At 68.5% G+C, this 17,463-nt stretch carries 13 protein-coding genes and 1 pseudogene; 1 reads left to right on the top strand and 13 read right to left on the bottom strand.

What is annotated here, in order from left to right; genetic code table 11:
* Positions 1-340: 340 nt before the first annotated feature.
* Complete coding sequence (locus AC3ERS_RS23040; RefSeq protein WP_431970127.1) at positions 341-1,993, top strand: hypothetical protein; 1,653 nt, start codon at positions 341-343, stop codon at positions 1,991-1,993.
* Between the two features lie 55 nt (positions 1,994-2,048).
* On the opposite strand, the gene nuoN is transcribed toward AC3ERS_RS23040, so the two are convergent.
* The 13 genes and pseudogenes from nuoN to AC3ERS_RS22975 all read right to left on the bottom strand — a co-directional run bounded on the left by nuoN (position 2,049) and on the right by AC3ERS_RS22975 (position 17,455).
* Positions 2,049-3,668, bottom strand: coding sequence for an NADH-quinone oxidoreductase subunit NuoN (gene nuoN / locus AC3ERS_RS23035; RefSeq protein ID WP_431970126.1), 1,620 nt, complete (start codon positions 3,666-3,668; stop codon positions 2,049-2,051).
* Entirely contained in the window at positions 3,665-5,287 is a 1,623-nt protein-coding gene (locus AC3ERS_RS23030; RefSeq protein ID WP_431970125.1) for an NADH-quinone oxidoreductase subunit M, read from the bottom strand. Before AC3ERS_RS23030 ends, nuoN begins: the two co-directional genes overlap by 4 nt.
* Positions 5,284-7,170: an NADH-quinone oxidoreductase subunit L gene (gene nuoL / locus AC3ERS_RS23025; protein ID WP_431970124.1), complete on the bottom strand. Its 1,887-nt coding sequence runs from the start codon at positions 7,168-7,170 to the stop codon at positions 5,284-5,286. Before nuoL ends, AC3ERS_RS23030 begins: the two co-directional genes overlap by 4 nt.
* Position 7,171: 1 nt before the next feature.
* Positions 7,172-7,471 carry an NADH-quinone oxidoreductase subunit NuoK gene (gene nuoK / locus AC3ERS_RS23020; protein ID WP_036536861.1) on the bottom strand — a complete coding sequence of 100 codons (300 nt, stop codon included), beginning with the start codon at positions 7,469-7,471 and terminating at the stop codon, positions 7,172-7,174.
* Positions 7,468-8,289 (bottom strand): NADH-quinone oxidoreductase subunit J, encoded by an 822-nt coding sequence (locus AC3ERS_RS23015; RefSeq protein WP_431970227.1) that lies wholly within the window; start codon positions 8,287-8,289, stop codon positions 7,468-7,470. The genes nuoK and AC3ERS_RS23015 overlap by 4 nt, the downstream gene beginning before the upstream one ends.
* Before the next feature lie 8 nt (positions 8,290-8,297).
* Positions 8,298-8,852, bottom strand: a complete 555-nt coding sequence (gene nuoI, locus AC3ERS_RS23010) for an NADH-quinone oxidoreductase subunit NuoI (protein WP_431970226.1) — start codon at positions 8,850-8,852, stop codon at positions 8,298-8,300.
* 39 nt (positions 8,853-8,891) lie between these two features.
* A pseudogene (gene nuoH, locus AC3ERS_RS23005) lies at positions 8,892-10,187 on the bottom strand (NADH-quinone oxidoreductase subunit NuoH); the annotation flags it as partial.
* Positions 10,180-12,690 (bottom strand): NADH-quinone oxidoreductase subunit G, encoded by a 2,511-nt coding sequence (locus AC3ERS_RS23000; protein WP_431970225.1) that lies wholly within the window; start codon positions 12,688-12,690, stop codon positions 10,180-10,182. The gene AC3ERS_RS23000 and the pseudogene nuoH, both read right to left, overlap by 8 nt.
* Before the next feature lie 23 nt (positions 12,691-12,713).
* The gene (nuoF, locus tag AC3ERS_RS22995; protein ID WP_431970123.1) at positions 12,714-14,039 is read right to left on the bottom strand and encodes an NADH-quinone oxidoreductase subunit NuoF; all 1,326 of its coding nucleotides are present in this window, start codon (positions 14,037-14,039) and stop codon (positions 12,714-12,716) included.
* A complete protein-coding gene (gene nuoE, locus AC3ERS_RS22990) occupies positions 14,036-14,746 on the bottom strand; it encodes an NADH-quinone oxidoreductase subunit NuoE (protein WP_431970122.1) in 711 nt (236 codons plus the stop codon). The genes nuoF and nuoE overlap by 4 nt, the downstream gene beginning before the upstream one ends.
* A complete protein-coding gene (locus tag AC3ERS_RS22985; RefSeq protein WP_431970224.1) occupies positions 14,743-16,041 on the bottom strand; it encodes an NADH-quinone oxidoreductase subunit D in 1,299 nt (432 codons plus the stop codon). The genes nuoE and AC3ERS_RS22985 overlap by 4 nt, the downstream gene beginning before the upstream one ends.
* Before the next feature lie 83 nt (positions 16,042-16,124).
* Complete coding sequence (locus AC3ERS_RS22980) at positions 16,125-16,904, bottom strand: NADH-quinone oxidoreductase subunit C (RefSeq protein ID WP_431970121.1); 780 nt, start codon at positions 16,902-16,904, stop codon at positions 16,125-16,127.
* Positions 16,901-17,455, bottom strand: coding sequence for a NuoB/complex I 20 kDa subunit family protein (locus AC3ERS_RS22975; RefSeq protein ID WP_431970120.1), 555 nt, complete (start codon positions 17,453-17,455; stop codon positions 16,901-16,903). Before AC3ERS_RS22975 ends, AC3ERS_RS22980 begins: the two co-directional genes overlap by 4 nt.
* Positions 17,456-17,463: the final 8 nt, after the last annotated feature.

The following is a 17,463-nucleotide window of genomic DNA, read 5'->3' as shown; positions in this document are numbered from 1 at the left end:
ACTCACCTGGGACCGCCTGAATTACTGGCAGCGACTCGACACAGTCGCGTGGGAACGGCACTCCAAGCCCTGAGCTGCGGCTCCTACCAGCTCGCCGATCCGATTGCGGCATCGAGTGCGTAACGGCAGTGGACGCGACCTGCCTGGTTCGAGGTCCCCACGTGCAGTGTGCGGAAGTGATCTTGTTGTGGCGCGCGTCGTGTTAGCGTCGCGGAAGCCCGAAGGCATCTTGTCTCAGTTCGTGTGGTTCCGCTGGTCGCCGTCGGCGGTGTTGCGGTCGACGGTTCGTTCGTCAGCTCGATTCGAACGCAGTACCCGTCGCGAGAACAGGAGCACTGCTGTGAGCAAGCATCGATCTTCCATCGGTATCGCGGTCCTGGCCGTGGCCGTGGCCTGCGCGGTACCCGGGTGTGGCGACGATTCGCCGGAATCGTCGGACCCTAGTCCGGCCGCGAACAGCACGGTACGCGGTCCGGCGAAGAACCCGTACCTGGCCGCGGACAAATACGCGGTCACCCACTTGGATTCCGGCCAGTCCGACAGCTTCGCCGACCCCGTGCCGAGGGGCACGTTCCGGGTCGACCCCCAGCAGATGCCGCGCGTGCCCGCGGGCCCGGTCAACATCATCACCTTGGCCTCGACGTCGGAGAAGTACATGTGGGTCTCGTCGAGCTCCGGCGTGCGGTACGTCGACGTCTCCGACCGTGGATTCCGCGAGGTCGCCGCGATGGACGCGCCCGGGGTGCAACCCATCCCGACGCAGGCACTGGACCAGGTGCTCGATCAGACGTTCACCGATACCGCCCAGATCCAGAACGCCATCCGCGACGACTGGGGCGGCGCGACCTGGCAGCGCATCGCCAACGGCGTCTACGGCTTGGTGGACAAGGACAATCGCATCTACTACACCACCCAGAACTCCGAGCTCCTCGTTTTCGGCCTGAAGAACAACGACAAGCCCGAAGAAGGCATCGAGATCGTCGAGCGCTTCGACTTCAAGCCGCTGCTCGGGACGGGCACCACCACGCTCGGCATCCCTGAGAGCATCGTCGGCGTCAACATGACCTACGACGGCCACCTCGTCGTCGTCTCCTCGCGCGGCCTGCTCGCGATCGACCGCGAGCTGTCGGGGCCACCGCAGCAGATTCGCTTCGGCGACGACGAGACCGTCTCCAATTCCATCGCCGTCGACGAGAAGGGCGGCATCTACGTCGCCTCCGACAAGGTGATGCGCAAGGTCGTGTGGACCGGCGCCAAGCTGTCCACCGACGAGGCCGATGGCGCCTGGTCCGCGCCCTACGACTTCGGCCGCCAGCCGCCCGCGGTGAAGTTCGGCGTCGGCAGCGGCTCCACGCCCACCCTCATGGGATTCGGCGACGACAGCGACGAACTCGTGGTGATCACCGACGGCGCCGACCACATGAAGCTGGTCGCTTTCTGGCGCAATGAGATTCCCGAGGGCTTCCAGCCGAAGGCGAGCGCCGAGTCGAACCGCATCGCCGACCAGATCGAGGTGACGGCGGGCCTGCCGGAACCGAAGCCCGAGTTCATCCAGAGCGAGCAGTCCGTGGTGGTGCACGACTACGGAGCGTTCGTCGTGCAGAACATCGGCTCCGGTGGCGAACCCGACCGGCTCGTCGACGTGATGGCCAACGGCCCGGTCGACGATCCGCCGCACGGCATGCAGCGCTTCGAATGGGACCCGGCCGCGGACAAGTGGACCTCGGCGTGGGAGCGCGGCGACGTGGTGTCCACGTCCATGGTGCCCGCGGTGTCGACCACGGCCGGCGTCGTGTTCGTCAACGGCTACAGCGAGGCCGACGGCTGGGAGGTCACCGGCCTGGACTGGAAGACCGGAGAGACCGTGCACCGCACCATCTTCGGGCCGTCGAACTACGGCAACGGCGCGTACGCGATCATCGAGGCATTCCCGAACGGCGACCTGCTGTTCAACAGCATCGGCGGTCCGTTCCGGGCGAAACTCGACAAGTAGCGCACAAGAAGGGGCCCTGGCCGAACGATCGGCCGGGGCCCCTTCAGGGACGAGATCAGCGCACGAGGGTCGACGCTCGCTCGGCGAGATCGAGCAGCGACTGCGGCAACAGACCGAGCACGATGGTCGCCGCGGCGGTCAGCAGAACGATCGCCCGGGTGAGCGGGGGAGTGATCACCATCGGCGCGTCGGCCGGGGGATCGGTGAAGAACATCAGCACGATCACCCGGATGTAGAAGAACGCCGCGATGGCGCTGGAGATGACGCCGACGATCACCAGCGTGACGGCATCGCCGGACACGGCTGCCTCGAACACCGCGAACTTGCTGACGAACCCGCTGGTGAGCGGCAGACCGGCGAAGGAGAGCAGCAGCAGCGCGAACACCGCTCCCAGCCACGGGGAACGGCGGCCGAGCCCGGACCACTGCGCCAGCGCGGTCGCCTCCGCACCATCGGGCTCGCGGACCAGGCTCACCACCGCGAACGCGCCGAGGGTGCCCAGGCCGTAGGCGACCAGATAGAACAGCACCGCCGCGATGCCCGCGTCGTTGGCGGCGACCAAGCCGACGATGATGAAACCGGCATGCGCCACAGACGAATACGCCAGCATCCGCTTCACGTCGGTCTGCGTCACCGCGAGGACCGCGCCGACGACCATCGTCGCGATCGCGACCGCCGCGAGCACCGGCCGCCAGTCGTCCCGCAGCCCCGGCACCGCGATCTGCAGGATGCGCAGCATGGCGCCGACCGCCGCGATCTTGGTCGCGGCCGCCATGAACGCGGTGATCGGGGTCGGTGCGCCCTGGTAGACGTCGGGCACCCAGGACTGGAACGGGACCGCGCCGATCTTGAACAGCAGCCCGACCGCCAGCATCGCCAGGCCGAGCAGCGCGAGCATCGCCTCGGAGGGGTGCGCGGCGATCGCGTCGGCGATCCCGGCGAGCCGGACCGTCCCCGCTTGGCCGTACAGCAGCGCGACGCCATAGAGGAAGAACGCCGACGAAAACGCCCCGAGCAGGAAGTATTTCAGCGCCGCCTCCTGCGAGAGCAGCCGCTTGCGCCGCGCGAGCCCGCACAGCAGATACAGCGGCAGCGAGAGCACCTCCAGCGCGACGAACATGGTCAGCAGATCGTTCGAGGCGGGGAAGAGCATCAGGCCGCCGACCGCGAGCAGCGTGAGCGGGAAGACCTCGGTGGTGGCGATTCCTGCGCGAATCGCGGCCTGCTCGTCGGCGCTGCCGGGGACCGCGGACGCCTGCGGTGTGAACGCGTCCGCGCCGCGCCCCACGGTCGCCGCGGCCAGGCTCCAGGTGCCCGGCCCTGATCGTGCCTCGACGCGTGGTTGCGCGCTACGTTCCGCGATGAACAGCACCCCGAGGATCGACACCACCAGGATGGTGCCCTGCAGGAACAGCGTCACCCCGTCGATGGCCACGGCGCCCGCGATCGCGGTGGACTCTGTGCCCGCCAAGCGGACGACGGCCGCCAGCGCCGCGGCGAGACCGGCCAGGCTCAGTATCACCTGGGTGCCGTAGCGGTACCGGCGCGCGACGAACGCTTCCACCAGCACCGCGGCGACCGCGACACCGAACACGATGAGCATCGGGGAGAGCAAGCCGTATTCGATGCTCGGCGTGGCCACGGTCGCGGCGAGGGGGATCGGATGCGTGGTCACTTGTGCCCGCCTTCCTGAAGATTCGCCGCGCCTGCCTCGGGCGCCGGAACCGTCGGCGCGGGATCGTGGCGGCCGATGGTGGTCAGGGTCTGGCTCACCGCCGGATCGATGAAGTCCAGCACCGGTTTCGGATAGAGGCCGAGGAACAGCAGGGCCGCGATGAGCGGCACGACGACGGCAAGCTCACGAGGCACCAGATCGTAGAGGTTCTCGTTGCCCTTCCTGACCGGGCCGGTCATCATCCGCTGGTAGAGCCACAGCACGTAGACCGCGGCGAGCACCAATGCACTGGTCGCGATGATCGCGGCCAGCTGGTAGCGGCTGAAAGTGCCGATCAGCACCAGGAATTCGCTGACGAACGGAGCCAAGCCCGGCAGCGACAGCGTCGCGAGACCCGCGATGAGGAACGTTCCGGCCAGCACCGGTGCCACCTTCTGCACCCCGCCGTACTCGGCGATGATCCGGGTGCCACGCCGCGAGACGAGGAACCCGGCGATCAAGAACAGCGCGGCGGTGGAGATGCCGTGGTTGATCATGTAGAGCGCGGCCCCGGACTGGGCCTGGCTGGTCATGGCGAAGATGCCGAGGATGATGAAGCCGAAGTGCGAGATCGAGGTGTAGGCGATCAGCCGCATCAGGTCGGTCTGGCCGATCGCCAGCAGCGCACCGTAGACGATGCCGATCACCGCGAGCGTGATCACCAGCGGCGCATAGGTTCCCGACGCGTCGGGGAACAGCATCAGGCAGTAGCGGAGCATGCCGAAGGTGCCGACTTTGTCGACCACCGCCATCATCAGCACCGCGCTGGACGGTGTGGCGGCGACGGCGGCGTCGGGCAGCCAGGTGTGCAGGGGCCAGAGCGGAGCCTTCACGGCGAAGGCGAACATGAACCCGAGGAACAGCGCGTTCAGCACCGCGGGGCCCGCGCCGAGCTCACCGGAGTTGGCGGCGGCGACCACGGCACGGAAGTCGAAGGTGCCCGCACCGTCCGCGCCGAGGCCGTCGCGCGCTGTCACCACGTACAGGCCGATGACCGCGGCCAGCATGATCAGTCCGCCGAACAGGTTGTACAGCAGGAACTTCACCGCCGCCCGCGAGCGCTGCTGGCGCAGGTGCACATCCGCTGTGCGCGGGCCGAAGCCGCCGATGAGGAAGTACATCGGGATGAGCATGGCCTCGAAGAACACGTAGAACAGCAGGATGTCCAGCGCCAGGAAGGAGACCAGCACCATCGCCTCGACGAGCAAGATCAGCGCCATGTAGGTGTGCGCCACCCGCTTGCCCGAGCCGGCCGCGCGGTCGTCGTGCCAGCCCGCCAGGATCAGCAGCGGCATCAGCGCGGTGGTGAGCAGCACCAGCACCAGCGCGATGCCGTCCAGGCCGAGGGTGTATCCGGCGCCGAAAGCGGGGATCCACTCGTGTGATTCGACGAACTGGTACTGCTCCCCGCCGGGATCGAAACGCGTGGCGAGCACGACGGCGAGCACCAGCACGGCCACCGAAAACGTCAGCGCCACACTGCGTGCCAGCACGCGCCGTGTCGCGGGCAACGCCAGCACGACGACGGCGCCGACGACCGGAAGCAGCCAGAGGGTGGTCAACCAGGGATATGTAGTCACCAGATCCTCACCGCCAGCAGGGCGGCGGCCACCAGGGCCGCGCCGGTGAACATGGACAGGGCGTAGGACCGCACGAATCCGGACTGGACCCGGCGGACGCGGGCCGAGAGCCCGCCGATCAGCGCGGCCGTGCCGTTGACGATGCCGTCGATGCCGCGGTTGTCGACGAACACCAGCGACCGGGTGAGGTGCTGGCCGGGCCGCATGAACACGCCCTCGTTGACCGCGTCGCCGTAGAGATCGTTGCGGGCGGCGACGGTCAGCACGGACACGTCCTCCGGCGCGGTTTCCGGGATGTCACGCTGCGCGTACTGGTTGTAGGCGATGCCGACGCCGACCGCGACGACGGCCAGCGCGAGGGCGGTGACCACGCCCGCGGGCACGACCTCCTCGCCGTGGTGCGCGCCGACCACCGGCTCCAACCAGTTCACCAGCGCGTTGCCGAACACGAACACCAGGCCGGAGGCGAGCGAGCCGATGGCCAGCAGGATCATCGGGCCGGTCATCACGATCGGCGCCTCGTGCGGGTGCGTGTCGGGCTTCCAGCGTCGCTCGCCGAAGAACGTCATCAGCATCACGCGCGTCATGTAGAACGCGGTGAGTCCCGCACCGAGCAGGGTGGCCGTGCCGAGCGCCAGACCGGACACGCCGCCCTCGTTGAAGGCCACCTCGATGATCTTGTCCTTGGAGAAGAAACCCGCGAACGGCGGCACACCGATGATGGCGAGGTAGCCGATCCCGAAGGTGACGTAGGTGATCGGGAGCAGCTTGCGCAGTCCGCCGTAGCGGCGCATGTCGACTTCGTCGTCCATCGCGTGCATCACCGAGCCCGCACCGAGGAAGAGTCCCGCCTTGAAGAAGCCGTGGGTGAGCAGGTGCATGATCGCGAAGGCGTAACCGGCGGGGCCGAGGCCCGCGGCGAGGACCATGTACCCGATCTGGCTCATGGTGGACGCGGCCAGCGCCTTCTTGATGTCGTCCTTGGCGCAGCCGACGATCGCGCCGAAGAGCAGCGTCACCGCGCCGACGAGCACCACCGCCAGTCGAGCATTCGGCGCGAGATCGAAGATCGCGTTGGACCGGGCGATCAGGTAGACGCCTGCGGTGACCATGGTGGCCGCGTGGATGAGCGCCGACACCGGCGTCGGGCCCTCCATCGCGTCACCGAGCCAGGATTGCAGCGGCACCTGCGCGGACTTGCCGCAGGCGGCCAGCAGCAGGAACAGGCCGATCACGGTGAGCGTGCCCTCGCTCGCGCCCGGTGCGGCGGCGAACACCTCACCGAAGCCGATCGAGCCGAACGTGGCGAACATCGTGAACATGGCCAGTGCCAAGCCCATGTCGCCGACCCGGTTGACCACGAAAGCCTTCTTGGCGGCCGTCGCGGCGGACGGCTTTCCGTACCAGAAGCCGATCAGCAGGTAGGAGGCCAGACCGACCCCCTCCCAGCCGAGGTAGAGCACCAGGTAGTTGTTCGCCAGCACCAGCAGCAGCATCGCCGCGAGGAACAGGTTGAGGTAGGCGAAGAACCGCCGCCGATCCGGGTCGTGGCTCATGTACCCGATCGAGTACAGGTGGATCAGCGAGCCGACCCCGGTGATCAACAGCGCGAAACACAGTGACAGCTGGTCGATCTGGAGACCGAAGTCCACCTGGAGACCGGTCACCGGCACCCAGCTGAACAGGTTGGCGTGCACGGCTCGCTCGGCGCCGTCGCGCCCCAGCATGACGACGAACGCCCACACGGCCACGCCGAAGGAGGCCAGCGCGGCAAGGCAGCCGAGCAGATGGCCCCACTTGTCGGCGGCGCGGCCGAGGAGCAGCAGTACGACGGCCCCGGCCAGCGGCAGCGTGGGCAGCAGCGTCAGGATCGTGGTATCCACGTCAGAACTTCAGCAGGTTGGCGTCGTCGACCGAGGTCGAGCGGCGGGCGCGGAAGATGGTCATGATGATGGCTAGGCCGACGACCACCTCGGCCGCGGCGACCACCATTGTGAAGAACGCGAACACCTGGCCGTCCAGGTTCGCGTGCATCCTCGCGAACGTGACGAACGCGAGGTTCACCGCGTTGAGCATCAGCTCGATGCACATGAACACCACGATCGCGTTGCGCCGCAACAGCACTCCGGCCGCACCGATCGTGAACAGCAGGGCGGACAGGAACAGATAGTTCTCGGGGTTCACCGGGTGCCTTCCTCGTCGGCGGTTTCGTGGCCGTTGGTCTTCGCGTCGCCGGAGCCGGAGCCGACCGAGATGACGGCCGCCTCGGTCAGCGCCCTGGTGCGGCGGTGCCGCAGGATGGTGCTGACCGACAGCTCCTCGAACGAGCCGTCCGGCAGCCGGGCGGGAATGTCCACGGCGTTGTGCCTGGCGTAGACGCCGGGCGTCGGCAGCGGGGTGGCGCGGCTCGTGCCGTCACGGAACCGCCTGCGAGACAGTTCGCGCTGATCCATCCGCGGGCCGAAACGTTCCCGGTGCGCGAGCACCATGGCGCCGATGGTGGCGGTGATGAGCAGCGCTCCGGTGAGCTCGAAGGCCCACACGTACCGGACGAAGATCAGTTCGGCGAGTCCGCCGATCACGTCGCGACCGGCGAAACCCGTGGCGGGGAACCGGATTTCGGAATTGCGAATGCCGGTCGCGATGCCGCTGACGAACAGGATGCCGAAGCCGAGCCCGACCGCGGCGGCGGCGAAACGCTGGCCGCGCAGGGTTTCCTTCAGCGATTCCGCGGAGTCGACGCCCACCAGCATGAGCACGAACAGGAACAGCATCATCACCGCGCCGGTGTAGACCACGATCTGCACCACACCGAGGAACAGCGCGTCCTGGGCGATGTAGAACACGGCCAGCGTGATCATGGTGGCGGCCAGGCAGATCGCCGAGTGCACGGCCTTGGCCGCGAACACCATGCCCAGCGCGCCGAGCACGGCGAGCGGGGCCATTATCCAGAACTGCACGGCCTCACCGGTGGATGTGCGGGTCAGTGGCTCGGCGGCCATCAGTATCGTCACCGCGTCCCTCCTTCCGCGCCTGCTGTCGCGGGCTGCTTCTCGTCGGATTCGGTGGCCGTGCCGGGGACGGTGCCGCGGTAGTAGTCGCCCTCGGTCGTCCCGGGGTACATGGCGTGCGGCGGCGGGGTCATGCCCGGTTCCATTGGCGCGAGCAACCGGTCCTTCTCGTAGATGAGGTCGGCCCGGTTGTCGTCGGCGAGCTCGTACTCGTTGGTCATGGTGAGGGCTCGGGTGGGGCAGGCCTCGATGCACAGACCGCAGCCGATGCAGCGCAGATAGTTGATCTGGTAGACGCGGCCGTACCGTTCGCCGGGGGAGAAGCGTTCGGTCTCGGTGTTGTCGGCGCCTTCGACGTAGATCGCGTCGGCGGGGCAGGCCCAGGCGCACAACTCGCAGCCGATGCACTTCTCCAGCCCGTCTGGATGGCGGTTGAGCTGGTGGCGACCGTGATAGCGGGGCGCGGTCGGCACCTTGTGCTCCGGGTAGAACTCGGTGTTCGGCTTCTTGAACATGGTGAGCGCTGTGACCGCGAAACCAGAAAGCGGTTCCAGCGGGTGGCCTTTCGTCGGGTCTATGTGGCGGACGTCGGCGGGCAGCGGCGGTGTCGGGAAGCCGAGGAAGACGCCGGTTCCGCTCGGCGCGTGCTCGTCCACCGCGTGCTCGTCCACCAGGGGCGGGGCTCCGGGGCGGCGCCCGGCCCGCAGGAACATGCCGATCATCATGCCGGTGATCAGCAGGCCCGCGACGATCATGGCGGCGGTCGCCCAGGCGAATCCCTCGGCGTCGAGCACCCGCGCCGCGGCGACGAGCATCACCCACAGCAGCGACACCGGAATGAGCAGCTTCCAGCCCAGATTCATGAACTGGTCGTAGCGCAGGCGGGGCAGCGTGCCGCGCAGCCAGATGAACACGAACAGGAACGTCCACACCTTGGCGGTGAACCAGAGCAGGCCCCACCAGCCCGAGTTCGCGCCCGGCCACATGTTGATCGGCCACGGCGCGTGCCAGCCACCCAGGAACAGCGTGGTGGCCAGTGCCGAAACCGTTGCCATGTTGACGTATTCGGCCAGCATGAACATGGCGAACTTGAGCGAGGAGTACTCGGTGTGGAAGCCGCCGACCAGTTCGCCCTCGGCCTCGGGGAGGTCGAACGGGGCTCGGTTGGTCTCGCCGACCATCGACACGCAGTAGATCAGGAACGAGGGCAGCAGCAGGAAGACGTACCAGGTGCCGTCCTGGGCGGCGACGATGCCGGAGGTGGCCATGGTGCCCGCATGCAGGAACACCGCGGCGAAGCACAGCGCCATCGCGATCTCGTAGGAGATGACCTGCGCCGTCGAACGCAGGCCGCCGAGCAGCGGATAGGTGGAGCCGGACGCCCAGCCCGCCAGCACGATGCCGTACACGCCGATCGAGGTGATGGCGAGGATGTACAGCACGCCGACCGGCATATCGGTCAGCTGCAGCGCGGTGCGTTCGCCGAGGATGGAGACCTCACCGCCGAACGGGATCACCGCGAAGGCCATGAAGGCCGGGATGGCCGCGATGATCGGCGCGAGGATGTAGATCGGCTTGTCCACGATGGCGGGGACGATGTCCTCTTTGAGCGCCATCTTCACGCCGTCGGCGATGCTCTGCAGCGAGCCTTTGGGGCCGACCCGGTTCGGCCCGATGCGCATCTGCATGCGCGCCACGATCTTTCGTTCGGCCAGCACCGCGATCATCGGGGTGAGCAGCAGGAAGACGAAGATCGCCACGGATTTCGCGATGACGAGCCACAGGGGATCGTGGCCGAAGATGGCCAGCGTGTCAGGTCCGGAGGCGGTAACTTGCGTAGCCACGGAGGGCCCCACAGTCGCCGTGACGAACAGAGCGGGATCACTCATGGCGGTGTTCCTTCATCCTCTCGTCGGCGCGGCGTACTTGCACGACGCCGCCCGGCTGGGTGGCCAGTTGTTCGGGCACCGAGCTGCCGGGCGAATTCAGCGGCAGCCACACCACCCGTTCGGGCATCTCGGTAATGAGCAGCGGCAGCGTGAGCGTGCCGCGCTCGGAGCTGACGGTGACCGGATCGTCGTCGGCCGCACCGATTTCGGCGGCGGTCGCGGGCGAGAGCCGGATCACCGGTGGCCGGGCGACACCCGCCAGATTCGGCTCGCCGTCCTGCATCCGGCCGCGGTCGAGCAGCATGCGCCAGCCCGCGAGCACCGCGGTGCCCTGCCTGGGCTGGGTGATCGGATGCGTCCGATGCGCGGGCGGCGCCACCGGCTGGCCGTCCCAGGCGCCGAGCTCCGCGAGTTCGGCGCGGGCCGCCGCGGTGTCGGGCAGGCCGAGGCGCACGCCCATCTCGTCGGCGATGGCTTGCAGCACCCGCTGATCGGAGAGCGGCGCCGCGGTGCGGCGCACGGTGGATTCGCCGAGCGCGGCGTCGAACCGGCGCGGCCTGCCCTCCCAGGTGCGGAAGGTGCCCGACTTCTCCATGGCCGTGGCCACCGGGAAGACCACGTCGGCGCGCTCGGTGACGGCGCTGTGCCGCAACTCGAGACTGACCACGAAGCGGGCCGCGTCGATGGCGGTGAGCGCGGCGTTGGGGTCCGGCAGATCGGCGATGTCGACACCGCCGACGACCAGCGCGCCGAGCGTCGGCGCGGCGTCCAGGATGGCGGCGGTGTCGCGCCCCACGGTCACCGGCAGCTCGTCGACGTTCCAAATCGTGCGAACCTGTTGCCTGGCAGACGGATCCGCCACCGGCCGCCCACCGGGCAGCAGCCCGGGAAGCGCACCCGCTTCGACCGCGCCGCGCTCGCCGGCGCGCCGCGGCACCCAGGCCAGCGCCGCCCCGGTCTCGTCGGCCAGCCGGACGGCGGCCGACAGCGCGCCCGGCACACCCGCCATGCGCTCGCCGACCATGATCACCGCGCCGGGCGTGCGCAGCAGGCGCGCCGCCGCGACCACGGTCTCGAATTCCGGGCCACCGAACGGGATCTCGCCCGTGCGCAGGGCGTCCATGAGGTGCGGCTCGGCCCCCGGCATCGCCGAGATCAGTGTGCCCGACATGCGTTCCAGTCCGCGCGAGGCGTACGGCGCGAGCGAGTAGACGGGCAGGCCGCTCTTGCGGGCGGCCTTGCGCAGCCGCAGGTAGACGATCGGCGACTCTTCCTCGGGCTCGAAGCCGACGAGCAGCACGATCGACGCGCGCTCCAGCCCGTCGTAGTCGACGGTGACGCCCTGGCCCGCGACCCTGGCCGCGAGGAAATCGGCCTCCTCCGCCGAGTGCGGGCGGGTACGGAAGTCGATGTCGTTGGTGTCCAACGCGACTCGCGCGAACTTCGAGTAGGCGTAGGCGTCCTCCTCGGTCACCCGTCCGCCGACGAGCACACCGGCGCTGCCGTGCGCGGCGGCGAGTCCCTCGGCGGCCGCGGCGAGCGCTTCGGACCAGGACGCGGGGTGCAGGTTGCCGTCCCAGCCGCGCACCAGCGGGGTGGTGAGGCGATCGCGCTCGGTGGCGTAGGCGAAGGCCCAGCGTCCCTTGTCGCAGTTCCATTCCTCGTTCACCTGCGGGTCGTCGCCCGCGAGCCTGCGCAGCACCTTGCCGCGGCGGTGATCGGTGCGCTGCGCGCAGCCCGAGGCGCAGTGCTCGCACACGCTGGGGCTGGAGACCAGGTCGAAGGGGCGGGCGCGGAACCGGTAGCTGGTGCCGGTGAGCGCGCCGACCGGGCAGATCTGCACCGTGTTGCCGGAGAAATAGGAGTCGAACGGCTCGGCCTGGGCGGTGCCGACCTGTTCGAGCGCGCCGCGGTCCATCAGCTCGATGAACGGGTCGCCGGCGACCTGCTGGGAGAAGCGGGTGCAGCGGGCACACAGCACGCAGCGTTCCCGGTCGAGCAGGACGGCCGTGGACAGCGGAATCGGTTTGGGGTACGTGCGTTTCACGCCGTCGAACCGGGTCTCCGGCCGGCCGGAGGACATGGCCTGGTTCTGCAGCGGACACTCGCCGCCCTTGTCGCAGACGGGGCAGTCCAGGGGATGGTTGATCAGCAGCAGCTCCATCACCCCCTCCTGCGCGCGTTCGGCGGCGGGCGAGGTGAGCTGGGTGCGCACGATCATGCCATCGGCCACGGTCTGAGTGCAGGACGCGACCGGTTTGCGCTGGCCTTCTACCTCGACCAGGCATTGGCGGCAGGCGCCGACCGGGTCCAGCAGCGGATGGTCGCAGAAGCGCGGAATCTGGATGCCGATCAATTCCGCGGCGCGGATCACCAAGGTCCCGGCGGGCACGCTCACGGCCGTGCCGTCGATGACAACGGTGACGAGATCGGCGGGCGCAAGTCCGCTGGTGTTGCTGCTCACGGTCGCAGGCCCACCCGTCGCCCGGCCGCCACCCCCCATCGAATCGCTACGCGATACTGCGTTCATTGCGCCCCTTCTCCTGCCTCGGCCCAGGCCGTCGAGCGCGCGGGATCGAACGGACAGCCGCCCGAGCGCAGATGATCGATGTACTCGTCGCGGAAGTACTTCAGCGAGGAGAGAATCGGGCTGGCCGCGCCGTCGCCGAGCGCGCAGAACGATTTGCCGTTGATGCTGTCGCTGATGTCGAGCAGCTTGTCCAGATCCGATTCGGTGCCGCGGCCCTCTTCCACCCGCTTCAGCAGCTGGACCAGCCAGTAGGTGCCCTCCCGGCACGGGGTGCACTTGCCGCACGACTCGTGGGCGTAGAACTCGGTCCAGCGCAGCACCGCGCGCACCACGCAGGTGGTGTCGTCGAAGATCTGTAAAGCCTTGGTGCCCAACATGGATCCGGCGCCCATGACGCCCTCGTAGTCGAGCGGCACGTCCAGGTGTTCGTCGGTGAACAGCGGGGTGGACGAGCCGCCCGGCGTCCAGAACTTCACCCGGTGGCCCACGCGCACGCCGCCCGCGTAGTCGAGCAGCTCCCGCAGCGTGATGCCGAGCGGCGCCTCGTACTGGCCGGGCCTGGCCACGTGGCCGGACAGCGAGTACAGGGTGAAGCCGGGCGATTTCTCGCTGCCCATGGAGCGGAACCAGCCGGTGCCGTTGAGGATGATGGGCGGCACGCTGGCGATCGACTCCACGTTGTTGACCACCGTCGGGCAGGCGTACAGGCCGGCGACGGCGGGAAACGGCGGCCGCAGCCTCGGCTGGCCGCGGCGACCCTCCAGTGAGTCCAGTAGGGCGGTCTCCTCGCCGCAGATGTAGGCGCCCGCGCCCGCGTGCACGATCAACTCCAGGTCGTAGCCGGAGCCGAGGATGTCGCGGCCCAGATAGCCCGCGTCGTACGCCTGCGCGACCGCGGCCTGCAACCGGCGCAGCACCGGCACCACTTCGCCGCGTACGTAGATGAAGGCCGTCGCGGCGCGGATGGCGTAGGCGGCGATGATCACGCCCTCGATCAGTACGTGCGGCGTGGCCAGCATGAGCGGAATGTCTTTGCAGGTACCGGGTTCCGACTCGTCGGCGTTGACCACCAGGTAGTGCGGTTTCACCGTGCCGTCGGGGCCGGGACCCTGCGGGATGAAGCTCCATTTCATGCCGGTCGGGAAGCCGGCGCCGCCGCGGCCGCGCAGTCCGGCGTCCTTGACCGTCTGGATGATCTGGTCCGGCTCCATACCCAATGCCTTGCGCAGCGCCTTGTAGCCGTCGTGCCTGCGATAGGTGGCGATGGTCCAGGACTGCGGGTCGTCCCAGTACTTGGAGAGCACCGGTGTCAGGGTGGTCATCGGAGGTCCTCCCCGTTCGGCCGCGGCGCGTGCATCTCGAGGTTCTTGGCCACCCGCAGACCGGCGACCGTCGGCTCGCCCGCCGCGCCGTCGAGCACGCCGGGACGTTCGTCGGGGAAGCCCGCCAGGATTCGCGCGGTCTGCCGGAACGTGCACAGCGGCGCGCCGCGGGTCGGGGTCACCTGCTGCCCGGCGCGCAGCGCGTCGACCAGAGCCTGGGCCGATTCCGGCGTCTGGTTGTCGAAGAACTCCCAGTTCACCATCACGACCGGCGCGAAATCGCAGGCGGCGTTGCATTCGATGTGTTCGAGGGTGATCGACCCGTCGTCGGTGGTCTCGCCGTGACGCAGGCCCAGGTGGGTCTCCAGCGCGGCCAGGATCGCGTCGCCGCCCATGACCGCGCAGAGCGTGTTGGTGCACACGCCGACGTGGTAATCGCCGGTGGGCGTGCGCCGGAACATGGAGTAGAAGGTGGCCACCGCGGTCACCTCCGCGCCGGTGAGACCGAGCTGGTCGGCGCAGAAATCGATGCCGGTGCCCGAGACGTGGCCCTCCTCGGACTGCACCAGATGCAGCAGCGGCAGCAGCGCCGAGCGCGGGTGCGGGTAGCGGGCGATGATCGCCGCCGCGTCGGTCTCCAGTCGCTCGCGCACATAGGGCGGGAAGGGCTCGGGCCGGGTGGAGAGCTTCAACAGGATTTCGGTCATCGGTCGACACCACCCATCACCGGGTCGATGCTGGCGACGGAGGCGATGACGTCGGCGACCATGCCGCCCTCGCACATCGCAGCCACCGCTTGCAGATTCGTGAACGAGGGATCGCGATAGTGCACGCGGTAGGGCCGGGTGCCACCGTCGCTGACCATGTGCACGCCCAGCTCACCGCGCGGCGATTCGACCGCGATGTACACCTGGCCCGCAGGCACGCGAATGCCTTCGGTGACGAGCTTGAAGTGATGGATGAGGCCCTCCATCGACGTGCCCATGATGCGGCCGATGTGCTTGGGGGAGTTGCCGAGTCCGTCGGGCCCGAGCTGCAGATCGGCGGGCCAGGCCAGCTTCTTGTCCTCGATCATCACCGGTCCCGGCCGCAGCCTGTCCAGGCACTGTTCGGCGATCTTGAGCGATTCCTTCATCTCCTCCACCCGGATCAGGTAGCGGCCGTAGGCGTCGCAGCCGGTGGTGGTGGGGACGTCGAATTCGTAGTTCTCGTAACCGCAGTAGGGCTGTGCCTTGCGCAGATCCAGCGGCAGGCCGGTGGCGCGCAGCACCGGGCCGGTGATGCCGAGGGCCATGCATCCGGTCAGATCGAGGTAGCCGATGTCCTGGGTGCGGGCCTTCCAGATGGGGTTCTGGGTGAGCAGATGTTCCATGTCGCGCAGCCGTTTCGGCAGCAGGGCCAGCAGCTCGCGGACCTTGGTGACGCCGTCCTCGGGTAGGTCCTGGACCAGTCCGCCGGGGCGGATGTAGGCGTGGTTCATCCGCAGACCGGTGATGGTCTCGAAAACGTCGAGGATGAGTTCGCGCTCTCGGAACCCGAACAGCATCGGGGTGAGCGCGCCCAGTTCCATGCCGCCGGTGGCCAGCGCGACGAGGTGCGAGGAGATCCGGTTGAGCTCCATCAGCAGCACCCGGATGACGGTGGCGCGCTCGGGAATCTGCTCGGTGACGTCGAGCAGCTTCTCCACTCCGAGGCAGTACGCCGTCTCGTTGAAGAACGGGGACAGGTAGTCCATCCGGGTCACGAAGGTGACGCCCTGCATCCAGTTGCGGAACTCGAGATTCTTCTCGATGCCGGTGTGCAGATAGCCGATGCCGCAGCGGGCCTCGGTGACGGTCTCGCCCTCGATCTCCAGGATGAGGCGCAGTACGCCGTGCGTGGACGGATGCTGCGGACCCATGTTGACGACGATGCGTTCTTCGCCTGCGCCGTCGAGGGTTTCGGTGACGGTGTCCCAGTCCTGACCGGCGACGGTGACGACGGTCGGCTCCGAAGGGTTCACGGCGTGCTCCCGCTGTCGGTCCGCAGCGGGTTCGCGCCCGGAGTCCGTGGTGTCGACGCCGGGCTGAGTATCGATGTCGTTCACTAGCTGTACGCCCTCCGCTCGTCGGGCGGCGGGATGCGCGCGCCCTTGTATTCGACCGGGATCCCGCCGAGCGGGTAGTCCTTGCGCTGGGGGTGGCCACGCCAGTCGTCGGGCATGGCGATGCGGGTCAACGACGGATGACCGTCGAAGAGGATGCCGAAGAAGTCGTAGGTCTCCCGCTCGTGCCAGTCGGTGGTGGGGTACACCGAGTACAGCGAGGGGATGTGCGGATCGGCGTCGGGCGCCGAGGCCTCGACGCGCAGCCTGCGGCTGTGGGTGACCGACATCAGGTGATAGACCGCGTGCAGTTCGCGGCCGGTGTCGTGCGGGTAGTGCACACCGTTGACGCCGAGGCACAGCTCGAAACGCAGTGCGGCGTCGTCGCGCAACGCCTGCGCGACGCGCGGCAGGTGCTCCCTGCGCACGTGCAGGGTGAGCTCGCCGCGGAAGACGACGATCTTCTCGATCGCGCTCTCGAAGGGCGTTCCGGTGGCCGCCATCGCTGTCCGCAGCGCGTCGACGACCTCGTCGAAGTAGCCGCCGTAGGGCGCGGGTGTGCTGCCGGGGAGGGTGACCGGACGGACCAGGCGACCGTAACCGGAGGTGTCGCCGGTGCCGGAGATGCCGAACATGCCGCGGCGCACGCCGATGACCTCCTCGCCCGTCGGCTCGGGTTCGGTCGACGGTGGCAGCGTGCCCTCGGGTCCCGCGGTCGCCGCCGCGTCGATTTCCGACTGGGGCGTGCTGGTGTCGGTGTTCTCGGGGGAGTCGAAGGTCATCGCAGCAGACCCTCCATCCGGATGGTCGGGGTCGACGCGAGCGCCGCCTGCTCGGCGGCGCGGATCGCCTCTTCGCGGTTGACGCCGAGCGGCATCTCCTGAATCTTGGCGTGCAGTGTCAGAATCGCGTTCAGCAGCATCTCCGGGCGCGGCGGGCAGCCGGGCAGATAGATGTCGACCGGCACCACGTGGTCGACGCCCTGCACGATGGCGTAGTTGTTGAACATGCCGCCGGAGGAGGCGCAGACCCCCATGGCGAGCACCCATTTCGGCTCGGTCATCTGGTCGTAGACCTGCCGCAGCACCGGCGCCATCTTCTGGCTGACCCGGCCCGCGACGATCATCAGGTCGGCCTGTCTCGGCGAGGCGCGGAAGGCCTCCATACCGAAGCGGGCGATGTCGAATCGTCCTGCGCCGGTGGCCATCATCTCGATGGCGCAGCAGGCGAGACCGAAGGTGGCAGGCCACAGCGAGCCCTTGCGCAGATATCCGGCGAAATCCTCCACCGTGCTCAGCAGAAAGCCGCTGGGCAGTTTTTCCTCGAGACCCATTTCCGACT

This window comes from Nocardia sp. bgisy134, assembly GCF_057708325.1.
This window is presented reverse-complemented; position numbering and strand designations above follow the sequence as displayed.

Bases quoted from the DNA above. Each gene is read 5' to 3' on its own strand.
- nuoE (WP_431970122.1), bottom strand. From the start codon at position 14,746: ATGACCGAAATCCTGTTGAAGCTCTCCACCCGGCCCGAGCCCTTCCCG.
- AC3ERS_RS22980 (WP_431970121.1), bottom strand. From the start codon at position 16,904: ATGACCTTCGACTCCCCCGAGAACACCGACACCAGCACGCCCCAGTCG.
- AC3ERS_RS22975 (WP_431970120.1), bottom strand. From the start codon at position 17,455: ATGGGTCTCGAGGAAAAACTGCCCAGCGGCTTTCTGCTGAGCACGGTG.
- AC3ERS_RS23000 (WP_431970225.1), bottom strand. From the start codon at position 12,690: ATGGGGGGTGGCGGCCGGGCGACGGGTGGGCCTGCGACCGTGAGCAGC.
- AC3ERS_RS23015 (WP_431970227.1), bottom strand. From the start codon at position 8,289: ATGGCCGCCGAGCCACTGACCCGCACATCCACCGGTGAGGCCGTGCAG.
- nuoF (WP_431970123.1), bottom strand. From the start codon at position 14,039: ATGACCACCCTGACACCGGTGCTCTCCAAGTACTGGGACGACCCGCAG.